The sequence below is a fragment of the Thiorhodococcus drewsii AZ1 genome, from assembly GCF_000224065.1.
GTDB lineage: Bacteria > Pseudomonadota > Gammaproteobacteria > Chromatiales > Chromatiaceae > Imhoffiella > Imhoffiella drewsii.
The window spans coordinates 128,690-148,739 of record NZ_AFWT01000003.1; the positions used below are offsets into that span (position 1 = coordinate 128,690).

A 20,050-nucleotide genomic window follows, 5' to 3' on the forward strand; every position below is an offset into this window, starting at 1 on the left:
CTTTACTACAGGTCATGCGTAAAGGCGCTCGAAGCGGGATCGGATTTCGGTGTGACGCCGCTCGGTTGCGGTTTCGTTCAGGCGCTCGGTGCGGGGGATGCCGACCGGGATTTCGGCGATGAGTCTGGCGGGGTTGCTGGAGAGGCAGAGGATGCGATCGGCGAGCATGGTGGCCTCGCGCAGGTCGTGGGTGACGAAGAGGATGGTGGGGCGGGTTCGGTCCCAGATCTGGATCAGGAGTCGCCGCAACTGTTGGGCGGTGGGTGCGTCGAGCGAGACGAATGGCTCGTCCATCAACAGCAGTTGTGGCTGCACGGCGAAGGCGCGGGCGAGCGCGGCGCGGCGTTGCATGCCGACCGAGAGGCGATTGGCGTGCAGTTCGGCGAATCCGCTCAGCCCGGTGAGCGCGAGCAGGTCGTCGACCTGACGTCGAGGATGCGCGCGTTCGTTCAGTACCAGTTCGATGTTCTTGCGTAGCGTGAGCCAGGGCAGCAGGCGCGGATTCTGGAAGACGTAGCCGAGCCGAGGCGGCTGTTCGGAACGCGTGTCGGCCCAGGCGACGCGGCCCTCGAAATCGCGGTCCAGACCGGCGATGAGTTGCAGCAGGGTCGTCTTTCCGCACCCCGATGGACCCACGACCGCGACCACCTCTGCGGCCCGCAGGGCGAATCCCAGATCCTCCAGCACGATTCTGGGCCGATGGCTTTCCGGATCGGCGAAGCATTTGCGCGCGATCTCGACCTCGACCAGCGGCGGGCATTGGGTGAGCGGTTCGCTGGACATGGAGACCTGTCGCAGACGTCTCGATCCAGGCACCGTCGGATTAGCGCCGCCAGCGATTGGCAAGACGTTCGAGCGGTTGGAGGAGTGCATATTCGATCCCCAGCATGACCAGGATGAAGGAGAGGCTGTAGGCCAGGATTCCGGTGACGTCGAAGAGCTGGAAATAGGTGTGGAGCATGAAGCCGATACCGTCGTTGCGTCCCAGCAGCTCGACCACCAGTACGATCTTCCAGATGAGCGCCAGCCCCGAGCGTGCGGCGACGGCGATGTAGGGCAGCAGTTGGGGGAGGGTCACGTAGAGCAGCGTCTTGCGCCAGCCGAGCCGGAAGCTCTGGGCCATCTCGCGAAAGTCCGGGTCCAGTGTGCGCGCGCCCTCGCGCAGGATGATCATGACGTTCGGGATCTTGTTGAGCGCGATGGCGATGACGGCGGTGGTCTCGTTGAGCCCGAACCAGACGAAGGCGAGGATGATGATGACCAGTGCCGGGATGTTGAGCAGCAGGACGAGCCAGGGATCCAGGATGGCGTCGAGCGTTTTGAGGCGTCCCATGAGGCCGCCAAGCGTTCCTCCGACGAGCATGGCGATGCAGAATGCGAGCACCACGCGGCGCAGCGTGGCGCCGAGATGTTCGAGCAGCGGTCCATGAACCAGCTCGCCCCAGGCCAGATCCAGCACCGCCGAGGGTGTCGGCAGCAGGTTGCTCTGTGCCTGCCAGGCGCCCCACTGCCACAGCAGGATCAGGGAGAGCGCCGAAGCCAGCCGCAATGCGAGCGGGTGTTGCGCGGGCAGGGACGGGGTCAATCGGGCGTTCCGTCCCAGAAGGTTCCGGGCGCGAGCCGTTCGGAGTGGCCGACCAGAGCGCTGCCCCCGGTCGCGCGCAGGATCTCGAAGAGCCGCTCGGCGGCGACCCGTTCCTCCGCGCCCCAGCCTTTGGGGATGCCGGCTCGGTAGCCCTCGCGCAATGCGATGAAGGTCGCCTCGTCCTTGGCCCGCATCAGCGGGCGCAGTCGCTCCCATTCGGCGTCGGATTCGGCCAGACGCGACTTGGCGCGGGCGACGGCGCGGAAGAACCCGTCGGTCGTTTCGCGGTGCGACTTGGCCCAGTCCTCATTGAAGACATAGCCGATCATGGGCACTTCGGCCTGGATGCCCAGTTCGGACATGGCCTCGCGTGCATCCATCAACGGACGGTAGCCGATCGCGCTCAGACGAGCGGCGTAGGGCCAGTGGGTGATGACGGCGTCCAGACGGTCCTGCTGGATCTGCGCATTCAGCAGCGGCGGCGCGCCATAGACTGGCTCGACCTGGTTCGCGAGATCCAGGCCGGAGCGCTGGCGGGCGAGGGCGCGCAACAGGAGCCAGTTCTTGTCGAGCGGTCCCCCGGCGACGCCGATGCGGTGGCCCGCGAGGTCGGCGAGCGATCCGATGTCCGAGCCGCCTGGCACCATCAGCGCGCCGATGGCCGTCGAATAGGGGACGAAGCTGTATGGTCGGCCCGCGTCGCGCTGGCGCGAGACCCAGATCCAGTCGGTAACCGCGATGTCTGCATTTCCCCCCATGAGCGCGACCAGCGTCGCCTGTGGGCCGGCGAAGGCGCTCGGTTCCAGGCTGAAGCCCTCGGCGCGGTCGAAACCATTGTGTCGGATGACATCCGCCTCCCAGGACAGGGTGCCGAATTTGAGGACCGCGAGCCGGAGCGTGCCGTCGGCGAGGGTCGGGGTCGAAGGCGCAAGCAGGGTCAGGGCGAGCGCAGCGCAGAGGATCCAGCGTACCGCTCCGAGGGGCCTTGTGTGTGACATGGCGATGGGCATCTCAACTCCTGTTCGAGGGGTGGTCCGTCGTCCGGAGTCCGGGCCGCTCGTCCGATAGCTGGTCCGCACTTTGCTTCCGGGGCTGTGAGAACGTTGACGGTTCGTCTTTGAAGCAAAACACAGGCCATTGATCGCCGATTTGGCCGTTGCCTGAACGAACCTGAGTTGCGCGGCCCTGCATTCAGGCTACGCAGCGCGGTTCACAGCTGCTGGAGATTGATCTTGATGCCCGTTCAGTGCCGGCGAGCCAACCTGGCCAGCCTCTTCGCCGCAGTCGCCGCGCTCTGGTCTGCGCTCGCGCAGGCGGTCGATCCATTGCCGGTGAGCGAGATTGCGCCCGGTGTCTTCTTCCACGCCGGCGCTCAGGAGGATGCCTCGGCGTCCAATCATGGGCGCATCGCCAATCTGGGTTTCATCGTGGGCACCGAGCGGGTCGCCGTGATCGATACCGGCGGCTCGCTCGAAGAAGGTCAGGCGCTACGCGCGGCGGTGCGCGGGGTGACGGATCTGCCGATCGCCTATGTGATCCTGACCCATGTCCATCCGGATCACATCCTGGGGGCCGCGGCCTTCGAGCAGGATCGGCCCGCGTTCGTCGGCCATGCACATCTGCCCGACGCCATGGCCCGCCGGGGCGAGGGCTATCTTGCCCGTGCGCGGGACACGCTAGGACCGATCGCCGAGGGCAGCCGTCTGGTGGCGCCGAATCGAACGGTTGCGGATCGGATCGAGCTGGATCTCGGCGGTCGGGTACTGGAACTGCGCGCCCATCCGACCGCCCACACCGATTCCGATCTGACGGTCTTCGATCGGCGCACGGGCACCCTCTGGCTCTCCGATCTGCTCTTCGTCGAGCGCATTCCGGCGCTGGACGGCAGCCTGCTCGGCTGGCTGAACGTCTGTGATGCGCTGATGGCGTTCCCGGCCCAGCGGGTCGTTCCGGGGCATGGTCCGGTGCCGGCCGACTGGCGTGCCGCCCTGGCCCGGCAGCGGCGCTATCTCGACGGACTGGCGCAAGGCGTACGCAGGGTAATCCGCGCACGTGGGACGATCGAGCAGGCGGTCGCCGAACTCGGGCGCGAGAACCCCGGAGGCTGGCTGCTGTTCGACGCCTATCAGGGTCGCAACGTCACCGCCGCCTTCGTCGAGCTGGAGTGGGAGTAGGGGGCGATGCATGCGAGGTGGATCGGGAATCCCGTGCCGCTGTTGCAGATTTGGTGGAGGCGTTCGGGTGCTGTCTCGGGATCGACACAGGAGAACGGCTCGGGAGTCGCTCGTACATGATCGCGCGCAAATATCTCTATCTGATCGCGTTGGCCCGCGAACGGCACTTCGGTCGCGCCGCAGCGTCCTGTCACGTCTCGCCGTCGACACTGTCGGCAGCGATCCGGGATCTGGAGACCGAACTCGGGGTGGCGGTCGTCGAGCGCGGTCAGCAGTTCTCCGGACTGACGCCCGAGGGGCGGTGCGTGCTCGATTACGCCCAACGCGCGGCGGCCAGCGCGGCCGATCTGCGCCAGGAGCTGGCGCGGCTGCGCGATGGTCTGTCCGGGCGGATGCGTCTCGGGGTGATCCCGACCGCGCTCACCGTGGTCGCCTCGCTGACTTCGCGGTTTGCGTTGCGCCATCCGCTGGTCTGTACCGAGGTGCTCTCGCTCAGCACGGACGAGATCCTGGCTCGTCTGCGTTCCTTCGAGCTTGATGCGGGGATTCTTTACTCCGCCTCGGCCGAGGAAACGGATCTGGTGCGCACGCCCTTGTGCGAAGAGGACCATGTACTGCTCGCCCCGGTCGGAGGACCCGTCGGTGAGCGTGAGGCCATCAGCTGGCGCGAGGCCGCAGCGCTGAACCTCTGTCTGTTGACGCCGGACATGCAGAACCGGCGCACCATCGACGAGGTGTTCCACTGTCAGGATTGCCGTCCGAATGTGACCCTGGAGACCAACTCCATCGTCTCGCTGCTGGCCCATGTCTGCTCCGGTGCCTGGTGCAGCATCGTGCCGCGCTCGGTGCTGGAGCTGATCGGCGTGCCGGACGGGGTCAAGGCGCTGGAACTGGTCGAGCCGCGACTGAGGTGGCAGATCTCCCTGGTCGCGATGGTGCGCGAGCCGCGTTCGCCGATGGTGGAGGCGCTGTTCGCCGAGGCCGTCGGCCCCTTCTGTCGTCAGGCCGCCGAGGCCGGACGCGCCTCGGGCTGATTGCTGGCGTTCGGTTCGGACGAACGGCCGTTCGGTTTTTTTCGTTGTTCACCGGATCGTCACCTCCGCTAGTCTCGGTCGCGACGCGGGATTCACAGAGGCACACGAAAAAGCCCGGTATCCCGCCGATCGGTTCGGCCGGTCGGTCGTCGTCGATCTGGTGACAGATGCATCCAACAGGAGGATATCCATGACCGCAACGTCTATCGCTGTGCCGGCCGGCCCCGGCCTGCTCGCGCTCGAACGCACCATCGCCCGACCGGGCTTCAATCGCTGGCTGGTCCCGCCGGCGGCGCTCGCCATCCATCTCTGCATCGGCATGGCCTACGGCTTCTCGGTGTTCTGGCTGCCCTTGTCCAAGGCGGTCGGCATCACGGCACCGATCGCCTGTCCGGCCGACATGGGCTTCTTCGCCCAGATCTTTGCGACGGGCTGCGACTGGAAAATCTCCATGCTCGGCTGGGTCTACACCCTGTTCTTCGTCTTCCTCGGCTGCTCGGCGGCCATCTGGGGCGGCTGGTTGGAGCGCGCCGGTCCGCGCAAGGCAGGCGTGGTGGCCGCCTTCTGCTGGAGCGGCGGTCTGGCGATCTCGGCGGTCGGCATCATGACCCATCAGATCTGGCTGCTGTGGCTCGGGTCCGGCGTGATCGGCGGCATCGGACTCGGGCTCGGCTACATCTCTCCGGTGTCCACGCTCATCAAGTGGTTCCCGGACCGTCGCGGCATGGCGACCGGCATGGCGATCATGGGTTTCGGCGGCGGCGCCATGATCGGCGCGCCGCTGGCCGATCGGTTGATGCAGCATTTCGCGACCGAGACCTCGGTCGGTGTTTGGGAGACCTTCCTCTGTCTGGCGGGGATCTATTTCGTCTTCATGATGGCGGGCGCGCTCGGCTACCGGGTGCCGCCGCCGAACTGGAAACCAGCCGGCTGGACCCCGCCCGCTGGTGCTGCCGAGAAGGCGATGATGACCAGCCGTCACGTCCATCTCGACAAGGCCTGGCGCACGCCCCAGTTCTGGCTGGTCTGGTCGGTGCTCTGTCTGAACGTGACCGCCGGTATCGGCATCATCGGCATGGCCTCGCCATTGCTGCAGGAGGTGTTCGCCGGACGCCTGATCGGGATCGAGGCGACCTTCAATGAGCTGACCGCCGCCCAGAAGACCGAGATCGCGGCGGTCGCGGCCGGCTTCACCGGCTTGCTGTCGCTGTTCAACATCGCCGGGCGCTTCTTCTGGGCCTCGCTCTCCGACAAGCTCGGGCGCAAGCTGACCTATTCCATCTTCTTTCTGCTCGGCTGCGCGCTCTATGCCGCCATCCCCTCGGCCGCTGCGGCCGGGACGCTGGCGCTCTTCGTGCTCTGTTTCTGCGTCATTCTCTCGATGTACGGCGGCAGTTTCGCCACGGTGCCGGCCTATCTGGCCGATATGTTCGGCACCCAGATGGTCGGCGCCATCCATGGTCGGCTGCTGACCGCCTGGGCCACGGCCGGCATCCTCGGGCCGGTGATCGTCAACTACATTCGCGAATATCAGCTCGACCATGGCGTCGCTCGCGCCGATGCCTACACCATGACCATGTACATCCTGGCCGGGATTTTGGTGCTGGGCTTCATCTGCAACGCGCTGATCCGTCCGGTGGCCGAGCAGCACTGCATGAGCGACGAGGAGCTCGCCGAGGAGAAACGTATCGCCGATGACACGCACCAACATTTCGCCCAGGACGTCTCGGCCCTGGCGCACGAGGCGACCCATTCGGGCAAGGTGCTGTTGGCCTGGGCGGTGATCTGGATCCCGCTCAGCTGGGGGATCTGGATGACGGTGAAGAAGACGCTGGTGCTGTTCGGGATCTGATGGCCGGACCGGCGGCACGGGTTCTACCCGTCCGCCGGATAGCTGGCATCGATCTTGGAGGCGACCTGTAGAGCGTTCCTGAAGTCGCCTGCCGTTCACTGCACGCCACCCAGGCGAGAGAAGAGCGGTCCTTGGCCGGATGGAGCGAACGCGGAATCCGGGGGTACCGCCGGGTTGGGCGAGCGGCGTTCGATGTGACGGGCCTCTCGGAGGCGATGCGGTTTCTTCGGCCGTTTGATTCGAACGGTATTCTGTTTCAGAGGTGACGGATGCGAATCCAGACTGTTCCAGAATCGGCACAGGTTCGTTGGGCTTGGGAGGTGAGCCGGCTCAGGCTGTTGCTGCTCGTCGTGCTTCTGGGGATCGCCTCCGTCGCGCTGGCCGAGCCGGCAGCCGAGCCTGACCAGCAGGCGCATTGGCGGGAGATCCGGTCTGCCCTGTTCGGCGACCGCCAGATTCAGGATGCCGACGGCGTGATTGCGCTGGAGACGCCCTATCGTGCGCTCGACGCGGCGGTGGTGCCGATCGAGATCAAGGCGACCTTCGCGCAGACGCCAGAGCGCTATATCAAGAATCTGCATCTGGTCATCGACATGAATCCGGCCCCGGTCGCGGGTGTCTTCCACTTCACCGGTGATCGTCGCTGGAGCAGTCTGGGGACCCGGGTACGGATCGACAGCTACAGCCATGTCCGGGCGATCGCGGAGACCAATGATGGCGAGCTGTACATGGCGGCCAATTTCGTCAAGGCGTCCGGCGGCTGCTCGGCGCCCTCCTCGAAGGATCCGGCTGCCGCCGAGGCCAATCTCGGGAGGATGAAGGTTCGGTGGCCGGAGCACGTCGAGGCGGGCGAACCGCTCGCGCTGCAGCTGCTGATCCGACACCCCAACAGCTCGGGCCTGCAGTTCGACCAGATCGCGCGGCGCTACATCCCTCCCGACTATCTGCTGGAGATCGAGATGGACTATGCCGGCGGGCCCTTGCTGCGCCTGGATGGAAATATCTCCATCAGCGAGGATCCGAGCATCCGTCTGACCTTCGTCCCGGACCGGCTGGGCGAGCTGGCGGTGCGGGCCAGGGACTCGACCGGACGGACCTTCTCAGAACGTTTTGCCGCCCCGGCTGGCCATGGTGGCTGATCCGTCTCGTGCTCGCGGGCCGGATCTGGTGAAGCCGGGGCGCCCAATTCGAACCGCTCACCGATCGAACCGCGTACTGACCATTGAAGGAGAACGACCCATGTCGACCGCTTCGTCCATCGATCTGGATGCCATCCAGGGCATCGTGCGCGAGAAGGCGTCCCTTCCGGGCGCTCTGCTTCCGATTCTGCATGCGATCCAGGGACGGACGGGCTGGGTTCCGGAGGAGGCCGTTCCCCTGATCGCCGACGCGCTCAACCTCTCGCGCGCCGAGGTTCAGGGCGTGCTGGATTTCTATCACGACTTCCGTCGCGAACCGCCGGGCCGCCACATCGTCCAGATCTGCCGCGCCGAGTCCTGCCAGGCGATGGGCGCCCAGGCGCTGGAGACCCATGTGAAGTCGAGCCTGGCGGTTGACTTCCACCAGACCACGGCCGACGGCTCCATCAGCCTGGAGCCGGTCTATTGCCTGGGCAATTGTGCCTGTTCGCCGGCCATCCGGATCGACGATGAGGTGTTCGGGCGGGTCGATTCGAATCGATTCGATACGCTGGTGGACAGGCTGCGCGCCGAGGAGGTGTCGGCATGAGTCTGCGTATCTTCGTTCCCATCGATTCGAGCGCGCTCTCGGTCGGCGCCGAGTCGGTCGCTCAGGCGATTCTGGCCGAGGCCGAGCGTCTGGGTGTTGCCATCGAGTTGGTGCGCAACGGCTCGCGCGGTCTTTTCTGGCTGGAGCCGCTAGTCGAGGTCGAGACCCCGGCCGGGCGTATCTCCTATGGTCCGGTCAAACCGTCCGACGTGCCCGATCTCTTCGCCTCCGGGTTCCTGAACGGACGTCCGCATCGGCTCGGGCACGGTCTGACCGAGCACATCCCCTATTTCGCCGGACAGGAGCGTTTGACCTTTTCCCGCGTCGGGATCGGCGATCCGCTCTGCCTCGAAGCCTACCGGGCGAACGGAGGCTTTGGTGGACTGGAACGGGCGCTCGCCCTGTCGCCGGCCGAGCTGGTCCAGGAGGTCACAGATTCGGGGCTGCGCGGTCGCGGCGGCGCCGCCTTCCCGACCGGCGTCAAATGGCGCACGGTGCTGGAGGCCGAGGCCCCGCACAAGTACGTCGTCTGCAATGCCGACGAGGGCGATTCCGGCACCTTCTCCGACCGCATGCTGATGGAAGGCGACCCCTTCTGTCTGATCGAGGGCATGACCATCGCCGCGCTGGCGGTCGGTGCCACCCAGGGCTATATCTACAGCCGCTCCGAATACCCGCACGCCTTCCGCACCCTCCAATGCGCCATCGCCAAGGCGCGCGATGCCGGTCTGCTGGGACCGGACGTGCTGGGTTCGGGCCATGCCTTCGAGCTGGAGGTGCGGATGGGCGCCGGTGCCTACATCTGCGGCGAGGAGACCTCCATGCTGGAAAGCCTGGAGGGCAAGCGCGGGCTGGTGCGCTTCAAGCCGCCGCTGCCGGCGATCTCCGGTCTGTTCGGCATGCCGACCGTCATCAACAATGTCATGAGTCTGGCGTCCGTGCCCATCATTCTGTCCAAGGGCGCTTCCTTCTATCGCGACTATGGTGTCGGGCGGTCGCACGGGACCTTACCGTTCCAGCTCGCCGGCAATATTCGTCACGGCGGTCTGGTCGAAAAGGCCTTCGGTCTGACCCTGGGCGAGCTGCTTTACGACTATGGCGGCGGCTCGGCCAGCGGGCGGCCGATCCGCGCGGTGCAGGTCGGCGGGCCGCTCGGCGCCTATGTCCCCGAGTCCCGCTTCGATGTGCCGCTCGACTATGAGGCGTTCAGCCAGATGGGCGCCATGATCGGTCACGGCGGCATCGTCGCCTTCGATGACCGTGTCGACATGGCCCGGATGGCACGCTACGCCATGGAGTTCTGCGTCATCGAGTCCTGCGGCAAATGCACGCCCTGCCGGATCGGCTCCCAGCGCGGGGTCGAGGTCATCGACCGCATCATCGCCAACCAGGAGCGCGCCAAGAACCTCGCCCTGCTCGATTCGCTGTGCGACACCATGATCAAGGGCTCGCTCTGCGCCATGGGCGGTATGGCGCCCTATCCGGTGCTCTCGGCGGTGAAGCACTTCCCGGAGGATTTCGGGATCGGCCAATCGGCTCGGGCAGCATGATTGCGTTCCCACGCCCGGCGTGGGAACCGGCGGAGAAGAACAACGCGGGCTCGGCTCGCTGGAGTAAGACCCATGTCCCTGCATCGTGACCACGACTACGGAACCCCGGCCCGCGTCAGCGAGCATTGGATCGACCTCACCATCGACGGCCTGCCGGTCTCGGTGCCCGAGGGCACCTCGGTCATGCGCGCGGCGGAGGAGCACGGGATCCGGATTCCCAAACTCTGTGCGACCGACAGCATCGAGCCCTTCGGCTCCTGCCGCTTGTGTCTGGTCGAGATCGAGGGGCGGCGCGGCTATCCGGCCTCCTGCACCACGTTGGCCGAGGCCGGCATGGAGGTGCGCACCCAGTCTTCCGAGCTGATGGAGCTGCGCCGCAACGTCATGGAGCTCTATATCTCGGACCATCCGCTCGACTGTCTGACCTGCTCGGCCAACGGCAACTGCGAGCTGCAGGATATGGCCGGCGTCGTGGGACTGCGCGAGGTGCGCTATGGCATGCAGGGCGCGAATCACTTCGATGCCGAGTCGGCCCGCCCCAAGGACACCTCCAATCCCTACTTCACCTTCGACGCCGCCAAGTGCATCGTCTGCAGCCGCTGCGTGCGTGCCTGCGAGGAGGTGCAGGGGACCTACGCCCTGACCATCTCGGGGCGCGGCTTCGAGTCCCGTGTCGCGGCCGGTCAGGACGAGCCCTTCATGACCTCCGAGTGCGTGTCCTGCGGTGCCTGCGTCCAGGCGTGCCCGACCGCGACCCTGATGGAGAAGTCGGTCATCGAGATGGGGCAGGCGGAGCAGTCGGTTGTCACCACCTGCGCCTACTGTGGCGTCGGCTGTGGCTTCAAGGCCGAGACCAAGGGCAACCAGGTGGTGCGCATGGTGCCCTGGAAGGACGGCCAGGCCAATCATGGACATTCCTGCGTCAAGGGCCGCTTCGCCTGGGGCTATGCGACCCACCCGGACCGCATCACCACGCCCATGATCCGCAAAAGCATCCAGGATCCCTGGCAGCCGGTGAGTTGGGACGAGGCGCTGAGCTACGCCGCCTCCGAGTTCAAACGCATCCAGGCCCAATACGGGCGCGGCGCGGTCGGCGGCATCACCTCCTCGCGCTGTACCAACGAGGAGACCTATCTGGTCCAGAAGCTGGTGCGCGCCGCCTTCGGCAACAACAATGTGGATACCTGCGCCCGTGTCTGTCACTCGCCGACCGGCTACGGACTCAAGCAGACGCTGGGCGAGTCGGCCGGGACCCAGACCTTCGACTCGGTACTCCAGGCAGACGTCGTCATGGTGATCGGTGCCAACCCGACCGACGGACATCCGGTGTTCGGTTCCCAGCTCAAGCGGCGTCTGCGCGAGGGCGCGCGGCTGATCGTGGTCGATCCGCGCGGCATCGACCTGGTCAAGAGCCCGCACATCCGGGCGGACTATCACCTCAAGCTGCTGCCGGGAACCAATGTCGCCATCCTCGACGCCCTGGCCCATGTGGTGGTGACCGAGGGTCTGGTCGACGAGACCTTCGTCGCCGAGCGCTGCGAGGCCGACTCCTTCGCCGCCTGGCGCGACTTCGTGGCCCTGCCGGAGAATTCGCCCGAGTCTTTGGAGGCGACCATCGGCGTGCCGGCCGAGCAGGTGCGCGGCGCTGCGCGACTCTTCGCCGAAGCGGGCAATGCGGCCATCTATTATGGATTGGGCGTGACCGAGCACAGCCAGGGATCGACCGCCGTCATGGGTATCGCCAACCTGGCGATGGCGACCGGCAACATCGGACGACTGGGTGTCGGTGTGAATCCGCTGCGCGGTCAGAACAATGTCCAGGGTTCCTGCGACATGGGATCCTTTCCGCACGAGCTGCCGGGCTACCGGCACGTCTCCGATGCCGCGACCCGCACGCTCTTCGAGGGCGAGTGGGGCGTCCAGATCGACCCCGAGCCGGGTCTTCGCATCCCCAACATGTTCGAGGCGGCGCTCGACGGCAGCTTCAAGGGGCTCTACTGCGAGGGCGAGGACATCGTCCAGTCCGATCCCAACACCCAGCACGTCCAGGCGGCGCTTTCTGCCATGGAATGCCTGGTGGTGCAGGACATCTTCCTCAACGAGACGGCCAAGTTCGCCCACGTCTTCCTGCCCGGCTCCAGCTTCCTGGAGAAGGACGGGACCTTCACCAACGCCGAGCGCCGCATCTCCATGGTGCGCAAGGTCATGCCGCCGCTCGGGGGCAAGGCGGACTGGGAGGTCACGGTGGCGCTGGCGAACGCGCTCGGCTATCCGATGGACTACGGCCATCCCTCCGAGATCATGGACGAGATTGCGCGTCTGACGCCGACCTTCCACGGCGTCAGCTACGATCGCATCGAACAGCTCGGCAGCATCCAGTGGCCCTGCAACGAGGCGCAGCCGGACGGCACGCCCATCATGCACGTCGATGCGTTCGTGCGCGGTAAGGGTCGGTTCATGGTGACGCGCTACATTCCGACCGACGAGCGCGTCAACCAGCGTTTTCCGCTGCTGCTGACCACCGGGCGCATCCTCAGTCAGTACAACGTCGGCGCCCAGACCCGGCGCACGCCCAACGTCGAGTGGCACGGAGAGGATCGTATCGAACTCCACCCGCACGATGCCGAGGAACGCGGTATCCGCGAAGGCGATTGGGTCGGCGTCGCCAGCAGAGCCGGCGAGACGGTGCTGCGCGCGACCATCACCGAGCGGGTGCAGCCGGGCGTGGTCTATACCACCTTCCACTTTCCCGAGTCCGGCGCCAACGTCATCACCACCGACAATTCGGACTGGGCGACCAACTGCCCCGAGTACAAGGTGACGGCGGTGCAGGTCGTCCAGGTGGATCAGCCGTCCGAGTGGCAGAAGCGCTATCGGCGGTTCAGCAAGGCGCAGCTGGATCTGCTGCCGCGCAAGGGCAAGCGCGAGGCGGTCTAGACCGGGATTGCTTCAAACGAACGAGAATCTTTATTCATGGAATGTCCCGTGCCAAAGCCTCCCGAGGATCGTGAGCCGATCGAGCACTGGCCCGATCGGAGTGAGGTCCAGGCCCGGCAGTTCGATGGCGGCCACGTCTCGGTGCGTGCCGATCAGGTGATCGAGGAGACCCCGATCGCCCTGGTCTACAACTGCGTCTCGCATGCCGTGATGCTGGCGACGCCGACAGACCTCATCGACTTCGCGCTCGGCTTCAGTCTGACCGAGGGTATCCTGCGCTCGGTCGAGGAGCTGCTGGACTGCGACCCGGTCTTGGCGGGGGAGGAGGGGATCGAGATCCGGCTCTCCATCTCAGGTTGGCGTTTCGCCGAACTCAAGGAGCGCCGCCGCACCCTGTCCGGCAAAACCGGTTGCGGACTCTGTGGTGTCGAGAGCCTCAAGGCGGTCGCTCAGCCGGTGCGGCGGGTGTCCTCGGTTTGCCCGCTGGAGCCTGGCGCCATCGTGCGCGCGCTTGCCGATCTGCCGTCCCATCAGTTGCTCTTCCGAGCCACCGGCGGCGGTCATGCGGCGGCTTGGGTCGATGCCGACGGGCGAATCGATCTGGTGCGCGAGGATGTCGGCCGGCACAACGCGCTCGACAAACTCATCGGTGCGCTCCATCGGCGCGGCTTCAGGCCCCACGAGGGGTTCGTCATCTGCACCAGCCGGGCGAGTTTCGAGATGGTCCAGAAGAGCATGAGCGCGGGGATCGGTCTGTTGGTCGCCGTCTCCGCCCCGACCGGCGCGGCGGTGCGTCTGGCCGAGCAGGCAGGAATGACCCTGATCGGTTTCGCCCGAGGCGAGCGGATGATGGTCTACAGCCATCCAGATAGGGTGCTGCCGTGAAGCGTTCGAGCGTCGCCCGGATGGAGCGATAGCGGAAGCCGGGGAAACCGCGCGGACAGGCGGGCCGGTTGGGTTGCGGTATCTACTGGGTTTTGCTGCGTTGCGTCCAGGCTACGGACACCTTAGTTGAATGCATTTTTTGTGTTGAAGCGGAGTCGCGCGGATGGATATCCAAAATCTCGTCAAGATGGCAAACAGCATCGGCGGTTTCTTCGGCGCCTGGCCCGATCGAAAACAGGGTCGGGACGAGATCGCCAGTCATCTCACTCGGTTCTGGGATCCCCGGATGCGGGCGCAGATCGTTGCGCATGTCGAGACAACCGGTGGTGAAGGGCTCGATACGATCGTCGTCGAGGCGATCCGTCAGCTTGAGGCACCGCCTGTCGTGCAGCCGACGGCCTGAGCCGCATCAGCGAACGGCGTTCCACTGGTTCTTCGCCGCGTTTCCGACGGGTTCTCACCGAACAGTTGCTTGTAGTCATGTGCAAACTGACCTGCGTGCCAGAATCCCCAGCGAGCGGCGATGCGTGCCACCGAGACATCCTCGTCCAGCTCTTCCGGCTGGGACAGCGCCCGCCGCACCCCATTCAGACGCGAGAGCCGCAGATAACGCAGCGGGCTGGTCCCGACGATGCTCTCGAAGCTGTACTGCAAGGTGCGTCGACTCACATGGGTGAGTTCGCATAGCTCGGTGATGGTGACCGGCGCCTGCCGATTCGCCTCTAGATAGTCCTTCACTCGATCGACGACCGCCTTGCGCCGGACATAACCGGGCGGCGGTCTCGCATCGCTTTCCCGTTGCACGACCTCCAGCACCGCCATCAACAACATATCCTGCTGTAGTGGTCCGGCCAGCCCGCTGTGTTGAGGGGCCAGCAGCCGCTGCAAGGCAATCCGCAGGGCGTTGAGCCGTTGGGGGTTCCAATTGCGTCGGGGGGCCGACCACAGCCGGGCATCGAAGGGGATGCCTTGCGCCTCTGCCGTCCGGAGTAGCGCCTGTTGGCCGACGACGATCCCGTAGATATTGAAGTGCTCGGGCGTCACTAGCTCGAACTCGCAGCCGCCTGGGCGGCACATCAGTTGATCGCTGGTCACCGTCTGGCCATTGATGCGACAGGCCTCCGTGCCGGCGGCAAACCCCAACCACAATGCATTCGGCCAGACGTTGCACTGCTGGCGTAGTGCGCGGCTGGTGTGCTCGCGGAAGACCTGCAAATGCTCCAGCGCCACTTCGTCGATACGGCCATAGAAAGGGCCGTCGCTGATCTGATCGTACTGTTGCTGCCAGTCACGCAGGTTGCGCGCGTGAACGTCGGCATCGGTGGCCTCAATGATGCGCCAGTCTGGTGCAATCAGGTTCGACTGGGGGTCGTTCTGGTGCTTCACATGCGTTGTGATCCCTTGGAAATTCCGAGGAAGGTGCTCGGGTAAGGCTTAGATTATTGATAATAGTAGGTAATTTTCGATTTGCCGAAATTCGATAGGCCCATGGAACGCGATTCGCTGAACTGATCGGGCAACGTGCCAATTTTCAGCGACCTACCCGCAAGTTTCGTTCCGGTCATGCCAGTCCGTGACGCGAGACTCAGGCGTCGGTCAGGGGACCTTTATGCATCAGGCCTATCGCCATCAACTGGGCAGCAAGACCTACGAATTCCGCAACCTCGCCGATCTCATGGCGAAGGCGACCCCGAGTCGCTCGGGTGACCGTCTCGCCGGGGTGATCGCTCGCTCCGCCGAAGAGCGTGCGGTGGCACAGATGACGTTGTCCGAGGTGCCGCTGAAGCAATTCCTGAACGAGGCACTGATTCCCTACGAGCAGGATGAGGTGACGCGCCTGATCATCGACGAGCACGATCAGGCGGCCTTCGAGCCGATCAGCCATCTCACGGTTGGCGACTTCCGCAACTGGCTGCTCTCCGACCTGGCGAGCAGCGAGATGCTCGCGCGCATCCGCAAGGGCGTCACGCCGGAAATGGCGGCGGCGGTGAGCAAGATCATGCGCAATCAGGACCTGATCCTGGTGGCGAAGAAGTGCCGCGTGGTGACCGCCTTCCGCAGCACCATTGGTCTAGCTCAACGCCTGGCCACGCGACTGCAGCCCAATCATCCGACCGACGATATGAACGGGATTGCAGCCAGCATTCTTGACGGTCTGCTTTACGGCAACGGCGATGCGGTGATCGGCATCAACCCGGTCACCGACAACGTGGTGCAGGCCACCAGGCTGATGAGGCTGATGGACGAGGTGATCCAGCAATACGAGATCCCCACCCAGTCGTGCGTGCTCACCCATGTGACCAATACGTTGGAGTGCATCGAGCAGGGTGCGCCGGTGGATCTGGTGTTCCAGTCGATCGGCGGCACCGAGGCCACCAACAGCAGTTTCGGGTTCGATCTCTCCAACCTGGCCGAGGCCGAGCAGGCGGCGCAGTCACTGAACCGTGGGACCGTCGGTCGCAATCTGATGTATTTCGAGACCGGCCAGGGCAGTGCACTTTCGGCCAATGCGCATCACGGCCTGGATCAGCAGACCTGCGAGGCGCGCGCCTATGCCGTGGCGCGCAAATTCAATCCCTTGCTGGTCAATACCGTGGTCGGCTTCATCGGCCCGGAATATCTGTTCGACGGTAAGGAGATCATCCGCGCCGGTCTGGAGGATCACTTCTGCGGCAAGCTGCTCGGCCTGCCGATGGGGTGCGATGTCTGCTACACCAATCACGCCGAGGCCGATCAGAACGATATGGACAACCTCCTCACCCTGCTCGGTGCGGCCGGTTGCTCCTTTGTGATGGGTGTCCCCGGCTCCGACGACATCATGCTCAATTACCAGAGCACCTCCTTCCACGATGCGCTTTACGTGCGCCGCGTCCTTGGACTTGGTCCATCGCCTGAATTCGAGGCATGGCTGGAGCGGATGCAGATCATGAGCAACGCCGCTGGCGCGCGTCTCAACGACCAGTTGCCAGCGGTCTTTGCCGATTCGCTCACGCGGCTGCCGGCCAGCAATCAGACAGACCAGGGAGCGATCCATCATGGCTGATCAAGCCAATACGTCACAGCTCGATGCCTCGAATGGCGTAACCGATAACCCTTGGCGTCTCCTGCGCCAGTTCACGGCGGCGCGAATCGGTTTGGGACGCAGTGGCGTCAGCCTCTCGACCCGCGAGATGCTGGCCTTTCAACTGGCCCACGCACAAGCCCGCGACGCGGTGCATCTGCCGCTCGATTTCGATGCCTTGAGCCAGCAGATCGAGGCCCTTGCCGCCGAATGTCCCTTGCTCGGTGATGAGTTGCCGCTGCATGTGCACAGCGAGGCCGTGGACCGCATGACCTATCTGCAGCGCCCGGACCTTGGGCGTCGTCTGGATGAGGCCTCGCGCGTACTGCTGTGCCAGGAACACCAGACCCCGCAGAAGCCATTCGATTTGGCGTTGGTGATCGCCGACGGGCTGTCCGCGACCGCCATCGCTCAGAACGCCGTGCCCTTCATTCGCGCGCTTTGCGAGGCGCTTGAGCATGACGACCAGGGCTGGAATCTGGCGCCCACCATCCTGGTGGAGCAAGGGCGGGTCGCCATTGGCGATGACGTCGGCGAGTTGCTGAACGCCAAGGCGGTGCTGGTGCTGATCGGCGAGCGTCCGGGTCTGAGCTCGCCAGACAGTCTGGGGCTGTATCTGACCTGGGCACCGCGACGCGGTCTCACCGATGCCCGTCGTAACTGTATTTCCAATGTGCGACCGGACGGACTGAGCTTCCGCGAGGCCGCGCATAAAGCATTGTATTTACTACGCGAATCACGCCGGCTGTGTCTGTCCGGAGTGCAGCTGAAGGATCGTAGTGGGTCGCTTGAGGACGCGTCTGAGGGAGACCTGATCGGCCAGCCCGATCAACAGGGGGACCCGCGTAGCTTCTTGGTCACCTGATGCCTTGACCCACATCCACTCACATCACTCGATGAACTGAAACAAGAGTATTCCATGTCCACATCCCATCAAGATTATCTTGCCAAACGGCAACTGAAGAGCGGCACCGCCGGTTGGATCCTGCTCGCTGGATTAGGCGTCTCCTATGTGATCTCCGGCGATTTTGCCGGCTGGAACTTCGGTATCGCTCAGGCGGGTTGGGGTGGCTTCGCCATCGCTGCCGCACTGATGGCGCTCATGTATTTCACCCTGGTGCTGTCGCTGGCGGAGATGTCGGCGGCGATTCCCGCTGCGGGCGGCGGATACAGCTTTGCACGTCAGGTCATGGGGCCGGCGGGTGGCTACCTGACCGGTCTGGCGGTGCTCATCGAATATGCCCTGGCCCCGGCGGCCATCGTGATCTTCATCGGTTCGGCGGTCGAGGCGCTGGTTGGCTTCAACGGGCCTTGGGTCTATGCGGCCTTCTATCTGGTCTTTATCGGGATCCATTTGGTCGGCGTCGGCGAGGCACTGAAGGCGATGATGGTGATCAGCGGTCTGGCGGTGCTGGCCATCGTGGCCACCGCCGTTGCCTTGATCGGCAGCTTCGATGTCGCCAACCTGTTCGACATTGCTGCGACCGAGGGCGCTTCCTCCACGCTGCCGATGGGCTGGTACGGTGTCTGGGCGGCGCTTCCCTTTGCGATGTGGCTGTTCCTTGCGGTCGAGGGTGTGCCATTGGCCGCCGAAGAGGCCAAGAACCCCGCTAAGGACGTGCCCAAGGGCATCATCGGCGCCATGCTGTTCCTGCTCTTGACGGCCCTGTTGGTCGTGGTGCTGGTGCCGGGCGCGACCGGTGCGCAGGTGATGGGCGAAAGCGCGGTGCCCTTGGTCGATGCACTGAAGGCGACCGGCAATACCACGCTCGCCACGCTGGTGAACGTCTTGGGTCTGGTCGGTCTGATCGCCTCCTTCTTCTCCATCATCTACGGCTACAGCCGTTTGGTCTTTGCCTTGTCCCGTGCCGGCTATCTACCGCAGAGCCTGTCGGTCACCACCGCTCGCAAGGTGCCTGCTCGGGCGCTGATCGTTCCCGGCGTGCTTGGCTTCATCGCCTCGCTGAGTGGCGAAGGTGACCTGATGCTGGCCATGGCCGTGGTCGGTGCGACCCTGTCCTATGCCCTGATGGCCTTGAGCCATATCCTGCTGCGCGTCAAGCAGCCGGGGCTGCCGCGTCCCTATCGGACCCCGGGTGGCGTGGTGACCTCCGGGATTGCGCTGGTGCTGTCGCTGGTTGCCCTGACCGGTGTCTACGCCTTCGATCCACGCGCCTTTTATTACACCTTGGCGTTGTTCGCAGTGGGTGCGGCGTACTACTTCGGTTACAGCAAGAATCATCTGGTGGCGAAGAGCGCCGAAGAAGAGTTCGCCATGCTGGAGCAGGCGGAATTGGATCTGCATTCCGAGGAGTTGATGGAAGAAGAACCAGCAGCGGCCACTCAGCCGGCCTAAACCGCATCCACAGAGGAAGGCGTCCTGTTGCCGCCTTCCTCTGCCTTGAAACGATGGTCGGCGCGACGGAGTGCATCACCCGCGATGTCGATGACTGTACGGTCGATTATTGGGTCGCCAGCCAGTTCGCAATCACCTGGAATTCCTCGTCGGTGACGCTGCCGACGACGGCTTTCATCGCGACCGAGAGGCCGTTGGTTCGGTTTCCGTCGCGGATGTCCTTCATCTGCTGAAACAGATAACCGGCGTTCTGGCCGGAGAGCTTGGGGTAGGCGGGCAGAACCGGCTCGTTCGGACGCTCGCCGTGACAGGTGTGGCAGATCTTGGCCCGGTAGAGTTCTGCGCCGTCCGCAGCTAGGGATGCGGTGACTGGGCCGAGCACCAGACCGACGGTCAATAGGGCGCGGCCCAGAATCTTGGTGCGTGTCTCATCCATCGTCGACTCCTCGGTGTCTCTTTATGTGTCGTTGTAGGTCCGGCGGGTCTAAAAACAGCGTAGCGTGGATTCGGCCTGAACCTCTTTGAATCGTTCGAGCGTCGATTTGGCCCAGGCCGAGCCCCTGAAGGCACCCGCTCGGCCTCCGCCCGGAACCTGCTGCATGCGCATCAGTGTTTCGGCCTTCTCGTATTCGGCGTAGGGGATCTCGGAGACGATCAGATCGAAGCTGCAGGAGCATTTCTGCAGTGTTTCCGCCGAGGCGCCATTGGACAGCATGCAGCCGATGACATAGTCGGCGATCGCCTGGGTGGGATAGGCGGCTCGACCGTCTTCGGCCTGGGGCGTGGTGGCGCGGGTCTCGGTGGCTGCCGAGGTGCCGGCCCAGCCGGTGACGATGGCGGTGAGGATGAGTGCGTTCAGTCTCGGATGCATGGAACCTCGCTCGATGG

General features: G+C 64.8%; 18 protein-coding genes. 12 read left to right on the forward strand and 6 right to left on the reverse strand.

Going from position 1 to position 20,050, the window contains the following annotated elements; all coding sequences use genetic code 11:
• Positions 1 to 12 precede the first annotated feature (12 nt).
• From THIDRDRAFT_RS02930 to THIDRDRAFT_RS02940, 3 genes are read right to left on the reverse strand one after another with little or no spacing between them, the layout of a single operon-like run.
• Positions 13 to 783 carry an ABC transporter ATP-binding protein gene (locus THIDRDRAFT_RS02930; RefSeq protein ID WP_007039304.1) on the reverse strand — a complete coding sequence of 257 codons (771 nt, stop codon included), beginning with the start codon at positions 781 to 783 and terminating at the stop codon, positions 13 to 15.
• A 40-nt stretch (positions 784 to 823) separates the two neighbouring features.
• Positions 824 to 1,585, reverse strand: a complete 762-nt coding sequence (locus THIDRDRAFT_RS02935; RefSeq protein ID WP_007039305.1) for an ABC transporter permease — start codon at positions 1,583 to 1,585, stop codon at positions 824 to 826.
• Complete coding sequence (locus THIDRDRAFT_RS02940; RefSeq protein ID WP_216725606.1) at positions 1,582 to 2,583, reverse strand: ABC transporter substrate-binding protein; 1,002 nt, start codon at positions 2,581 to 2,583, stop codon at positions 1,582 to 1,584. The genes THIDRDRAFT_RS02935 and THIDRDRAFT_RS02940 overlap by 4 nt, the downstream gene beginning before the upstream one ends.
• A gap of 237 nt (positions 2,584 to 2,820) precedes the next feature.
• Here THIDRDRAFT_RS02940 and THIDRDRAFT_RS02945 point away from each other — a divergent pair, with 237 nt between their 5' ends.
• The 9 genes from THIDRDRAFT_RS02945 (at position 2,821) to THIDRDRAFT_RS02985 (ending at position 14,148) form a co-directional block, all read left to right on the forward strand.
• Positions 2,821 to 3,759 carry a quinoprotein relay system zinc metallohydrolase 2 gene (locus THIDRDRAFT_RS02945; RefSeq protein WP_007039307.1) on the forward strand — a complete coding sequence of 313 codons (939 nt, stop codon included), beginning with the start codon at positions 2,821 to 2,823 and terminating at the stop codon, positions 3,757 to 3,759.
• Between the two features lie 116 nt (positions 3,760 to 3,875).
• Complete coding sequence (locus THIDRDRAFT_RS02950; RefSeq protein WP_007039308.1) at positions 3,876 to 4,793, forward strand: LysR family transcriptional regulator; 918 nt, start codon at positions 3,876 to 3,878, stop codon at positions 4,791 to 4,793.
• 190 nt (positions 4,794 to 4,983) lie between these two features.
• On the forward strand, positions 4,984 to 6,645 hold the full coding sequence (locus THIDRDRAFT_RS02955) for an OFA family MFS transporter (protein WP_007039309.1): 1,662 nt from the start codon (positions 4,984 to 4,986) through the stop codon (positions 6,643 to 6,645).
• 269 nt (positions 6,646 to 6,914) lie between these two features.
• Complete coding sequence (locus tag THIDRDRAFT_RS02960; protein WP_007039310.1) at positions 6,915 to 7,784, forward strand: quinoprotein dehydrogenase-associated SoxYZ-like carrier; 870 nt, start codon at positions 6,915 to 6,917, stop codon at positions 7,782 to 7,784.
• 100 nt (positions 7,785 to 7,884) lie between these two features.
• A complete protein-coding gene (locus THIDRDRAFT_RS02965) occupies positions 7,885 to 8,373 on the forward strand; it encodes a formate dehydrogenase subunit gamma (protein ID WP_007039311.1) in 489 nt (162 codons plus the stop codon).
• Positions 8,370 to 9,923 (forward strand): formate dehydrogenase beta subunit, encoded by a 1,554-nt coding sequence (locus tag THIDRDRAFT_RS02970; RefSeq protein ID WP_007039312.1) that lies wholly within the window; start codon positions 8,370 to 8,372, stop codon positions 9,921 to 9,923. Before THIDRDRAFT_RS02965 ends, THIDRDRAFT_RS02970 begins: the two co-directional genes overlap by 4 nt.
• Before the next feature lie 72 nt (positions 9,924 to 9,995).
• A complete protein-coding gene (gene fdhF, locus THIDRDRAFT_RS02975) occupies positions 9,996 to 12,860 on the forward strand; it encodes a formate dehydrogenase subunit alpha (RefSeq protein ID WP_007039313.1) in 2,865 nt (954 codons plus the stop codon).
• Between the two features lie 48 nt (positions 12,861 to 12,908).
• A complete protein-coding gene (gene fdhD / locus THIDRDRAFT_RS02980) occupies positions 12,909 to 13,745 on the forward strand; it encodes a formate dehydrogenase accessory sulfurtransferase FdhD (protein ID WP_216725607.1) in 837 nt (278 codons plus the stop codon).
• Positions 13,746 to 13,908: 163 nt separating this feature from the next.
• Positions 13,909 to 14,148, forward strand: coding sequence for a formate dehydrogenase subunit delta (locus tag THIDRDRAFT_RS02985; protein ID WP_007039315.1), 240 nt, complete (start codon positions 13,909 to 13,911; stop codon positions 14,146 to 14,148).
• On the opposite strand, the gene THIDRDRAFT_RS02990 is transcribed toward THIDRDRAFT_RS02985, so the two are convergent.
• A complete protein-coding gene (locus THIDRDRAFT_RS02990; RefSeq protein ID WP_007039316.1) occupies positions 14,109 to 15,131 on the reverse strand; it encodes a helix-turn-helix domain-containing protein in 1,023 nt (340 codons plus the stop codon). The genes THIDRDRAFT_RS02985 and THIDRDRAFT_RS02990 overlap by 40 nt on opposite strands.
• 223 nt (positions 15,132 to 15,354) lie before the next feature.
• Here THIDRDRAFT_RS02990 and THIDRDRAFT_RS02995 point away from each other — a divergent pair, with 223 nt between their 5' ends.
• Genes THIDRDRAFT_RS02995 through eat form a run of 3 tightly spaced genes read left to right on the forward strand, consistent with a single transcriptional unit; the run spans position 15,355 to position 19,162 of the window.
• On the forward strand, positions 15,355 to 16,788 hold the full coding sequence (locus tag THIDRDRAFT_RS02995) for an ethanolamine ammonia-lyase subunit EutB (RefSeq protein ID WP_007039318.1): 1,434 nt from the start codon (positions 15,355 to 15,357) through the stop codon (positions 16,786 to 16,788).
• A complete protein-coding gene (eutC, locus tag THIDRDRAFT_RS03000; RefSeq protein ID WP_007039319.1) occupies positions 16,781 to 17,671 on the forward strand; it encodes an ethanolamine ammonia-lyase subunit EutC in 891 nt (296 codons plus the stop codon). Before THIDRDRAFT_RS02995 ends, eutC begins: the two co-directional genes overlap by 8 nt.
• 54 nt (positions 17,672 to 17,725) lie before the next feature.
• Positions 17,726 to 19,162 carry an ethanolamine permease gene (gene eat / locus THIDRDRAFT_RS03005; protein ID WP_007039320.1) on the forward strand — a complete coding sequence of 479 codons (1,437 nt, stop codon included), beginning with the start codon at positions 17,726 to 17,728 and terminating at the stop codon, positions 19,160 to 19,162.
• Positions 19,163 to 19,268: 106 nt separating this feature from the next.
• On the opposite strand, the gene THIDRDRAFT_RS03010 is transcribed toward eat, so the two are convergent.
• Positions 19,269 to 19,598: a c-type cytochrome gene (locus tag THIDRDRAFT_RS03010; RefSeq protein WP_007039321.1), complete on the reverse strand. Its 330-nt coding sequence runs from the start codon at positions 19,596 to 19,598 to the stop codon at positions 19,269 to 19,271.
• A 48-nt stretch (positions 19,599 to 19,646) separates the two neighbouring features.
• Positions 19,647 to 20,033, reverse strand: coding sequence for a hypothetical protein (locus tag THIDRDRAFT_RS03015; RefSeq protein WP_007039322.1), 387 nt, complete (start codon positions 20,031 to 20,033; stop codon positions 19,647 to 19,649).
• Positions 20,034 to 20,050 lie beyond the last annotated feature (17 nt).

Bases quoted from the DNA above. Each gene is read 5' to 3' on its own strand.
- THIDRDRAFT_RS02930 (WP_007039304.1), bottom strand. From the start codon at position 783: ATGTCCAGCGAACCGCTCACCCAATGCCCGCCGCTGGTCGAGGTCGAG.
- THIDRDRAFT_RS02940 (WP_216725606.1), bottom strand. From the start codon at position 2,583: ATGTCACACACAAGGCCCCTCGGAGCGGTACGCTGGATCCTCTGCGCT.
- THIDRDRAFT_RS02945 (WP_007039307.1), top strand. From the start codon at position 2,821: ATGCCCGTTCAGTGCCGGCGAGCCAACCTGGCCAGCCTCTTCGCCGCA.
- THIDRDRAFT_RS02950 (WP_007039308.1), top strand. From the start codon at position 3,876: ATGATCGCGCGCAAATATCTCTATCTGATCGCGTTGGCCCGCGAACGG.
- THIDRDRAFT_RS02955 (WP_007039309.1), top strand. From the start codon at position 4,984: ATGACCGCAACGTCTATCGCTGTGCCGGCCGGCCCCGGCCTGCTCGCG.
- THIDRDRAFT_RS02960 (WP_007039310.1), top strand. From the start codon at position 6,915: ATGCGAATCCAGACTGTTCCAGAATCGGCACAGGTTCGTTGGGCTTGG.
- THIDRDRAFT_RS02965 (WP_007039311.1), top strand. From the start codon at position 7,885: ATGTCGACCGCTTCGTCCATCGATCTGGATGCCATCCAGGGCATCGTG.
- THIDRDRAFT_RS02970 (WP_007039312.1), top strand. From the start codon at position 8,370: ATGAGTCTGCGTATCTTCGTTCCCATCGATTCGAGCGCGCTCTCGGTC.
- fdhF (WP_007039313.1), top strand. From the start codon at position 9,996: ATGTCCCTGCATCGTGACCACGACTACGGAACCCCGGCCCGCGTCAGC.
- THIDRDRAFT_RS02985 (WP_007039315.1), top strand. From the start codon at position 13,909: ATGGATATCCAAAATCTCGTCAAGATGGCAAACAGCATCGGCGGTTTC.
- THIDRDRAFT_RS02995 (WP_007039318.1), top strand. From the start codon at position 15,355: ATGCATCAGGCCTATCGCCATCAACTGGGCAGCAAGACCTACGAATTC.
- eutC (WP_007039319.1), top strand. From the start codon at position 16,781: ATGGCTGATCAAGCCAATACGTCACAGCTCGATGCCTCGAATGGCGTA.
- eat (WP_007039320.1), top strand. From the start codon at position 17,726: ATGTCCACATCCCATCAAGATTATCTTGCCAAACGGCAACTGAAGAGC.
- THIDRDRAFT_RS03010 (WP_007039321.1), bottom strand. From the start codon at position 19,598: ATGGATGAGACACGCACCAAGATTCTGGGCCGCGCCCTATTGACCGTC.
- THIDRDRAFT_RS03015 (WP_007039322.1), bottom strand. From the start codon at position 20,033: ATGCATCCGAGACTGAACGCACTCATCCTCACCGCCATCGTCACCGGC.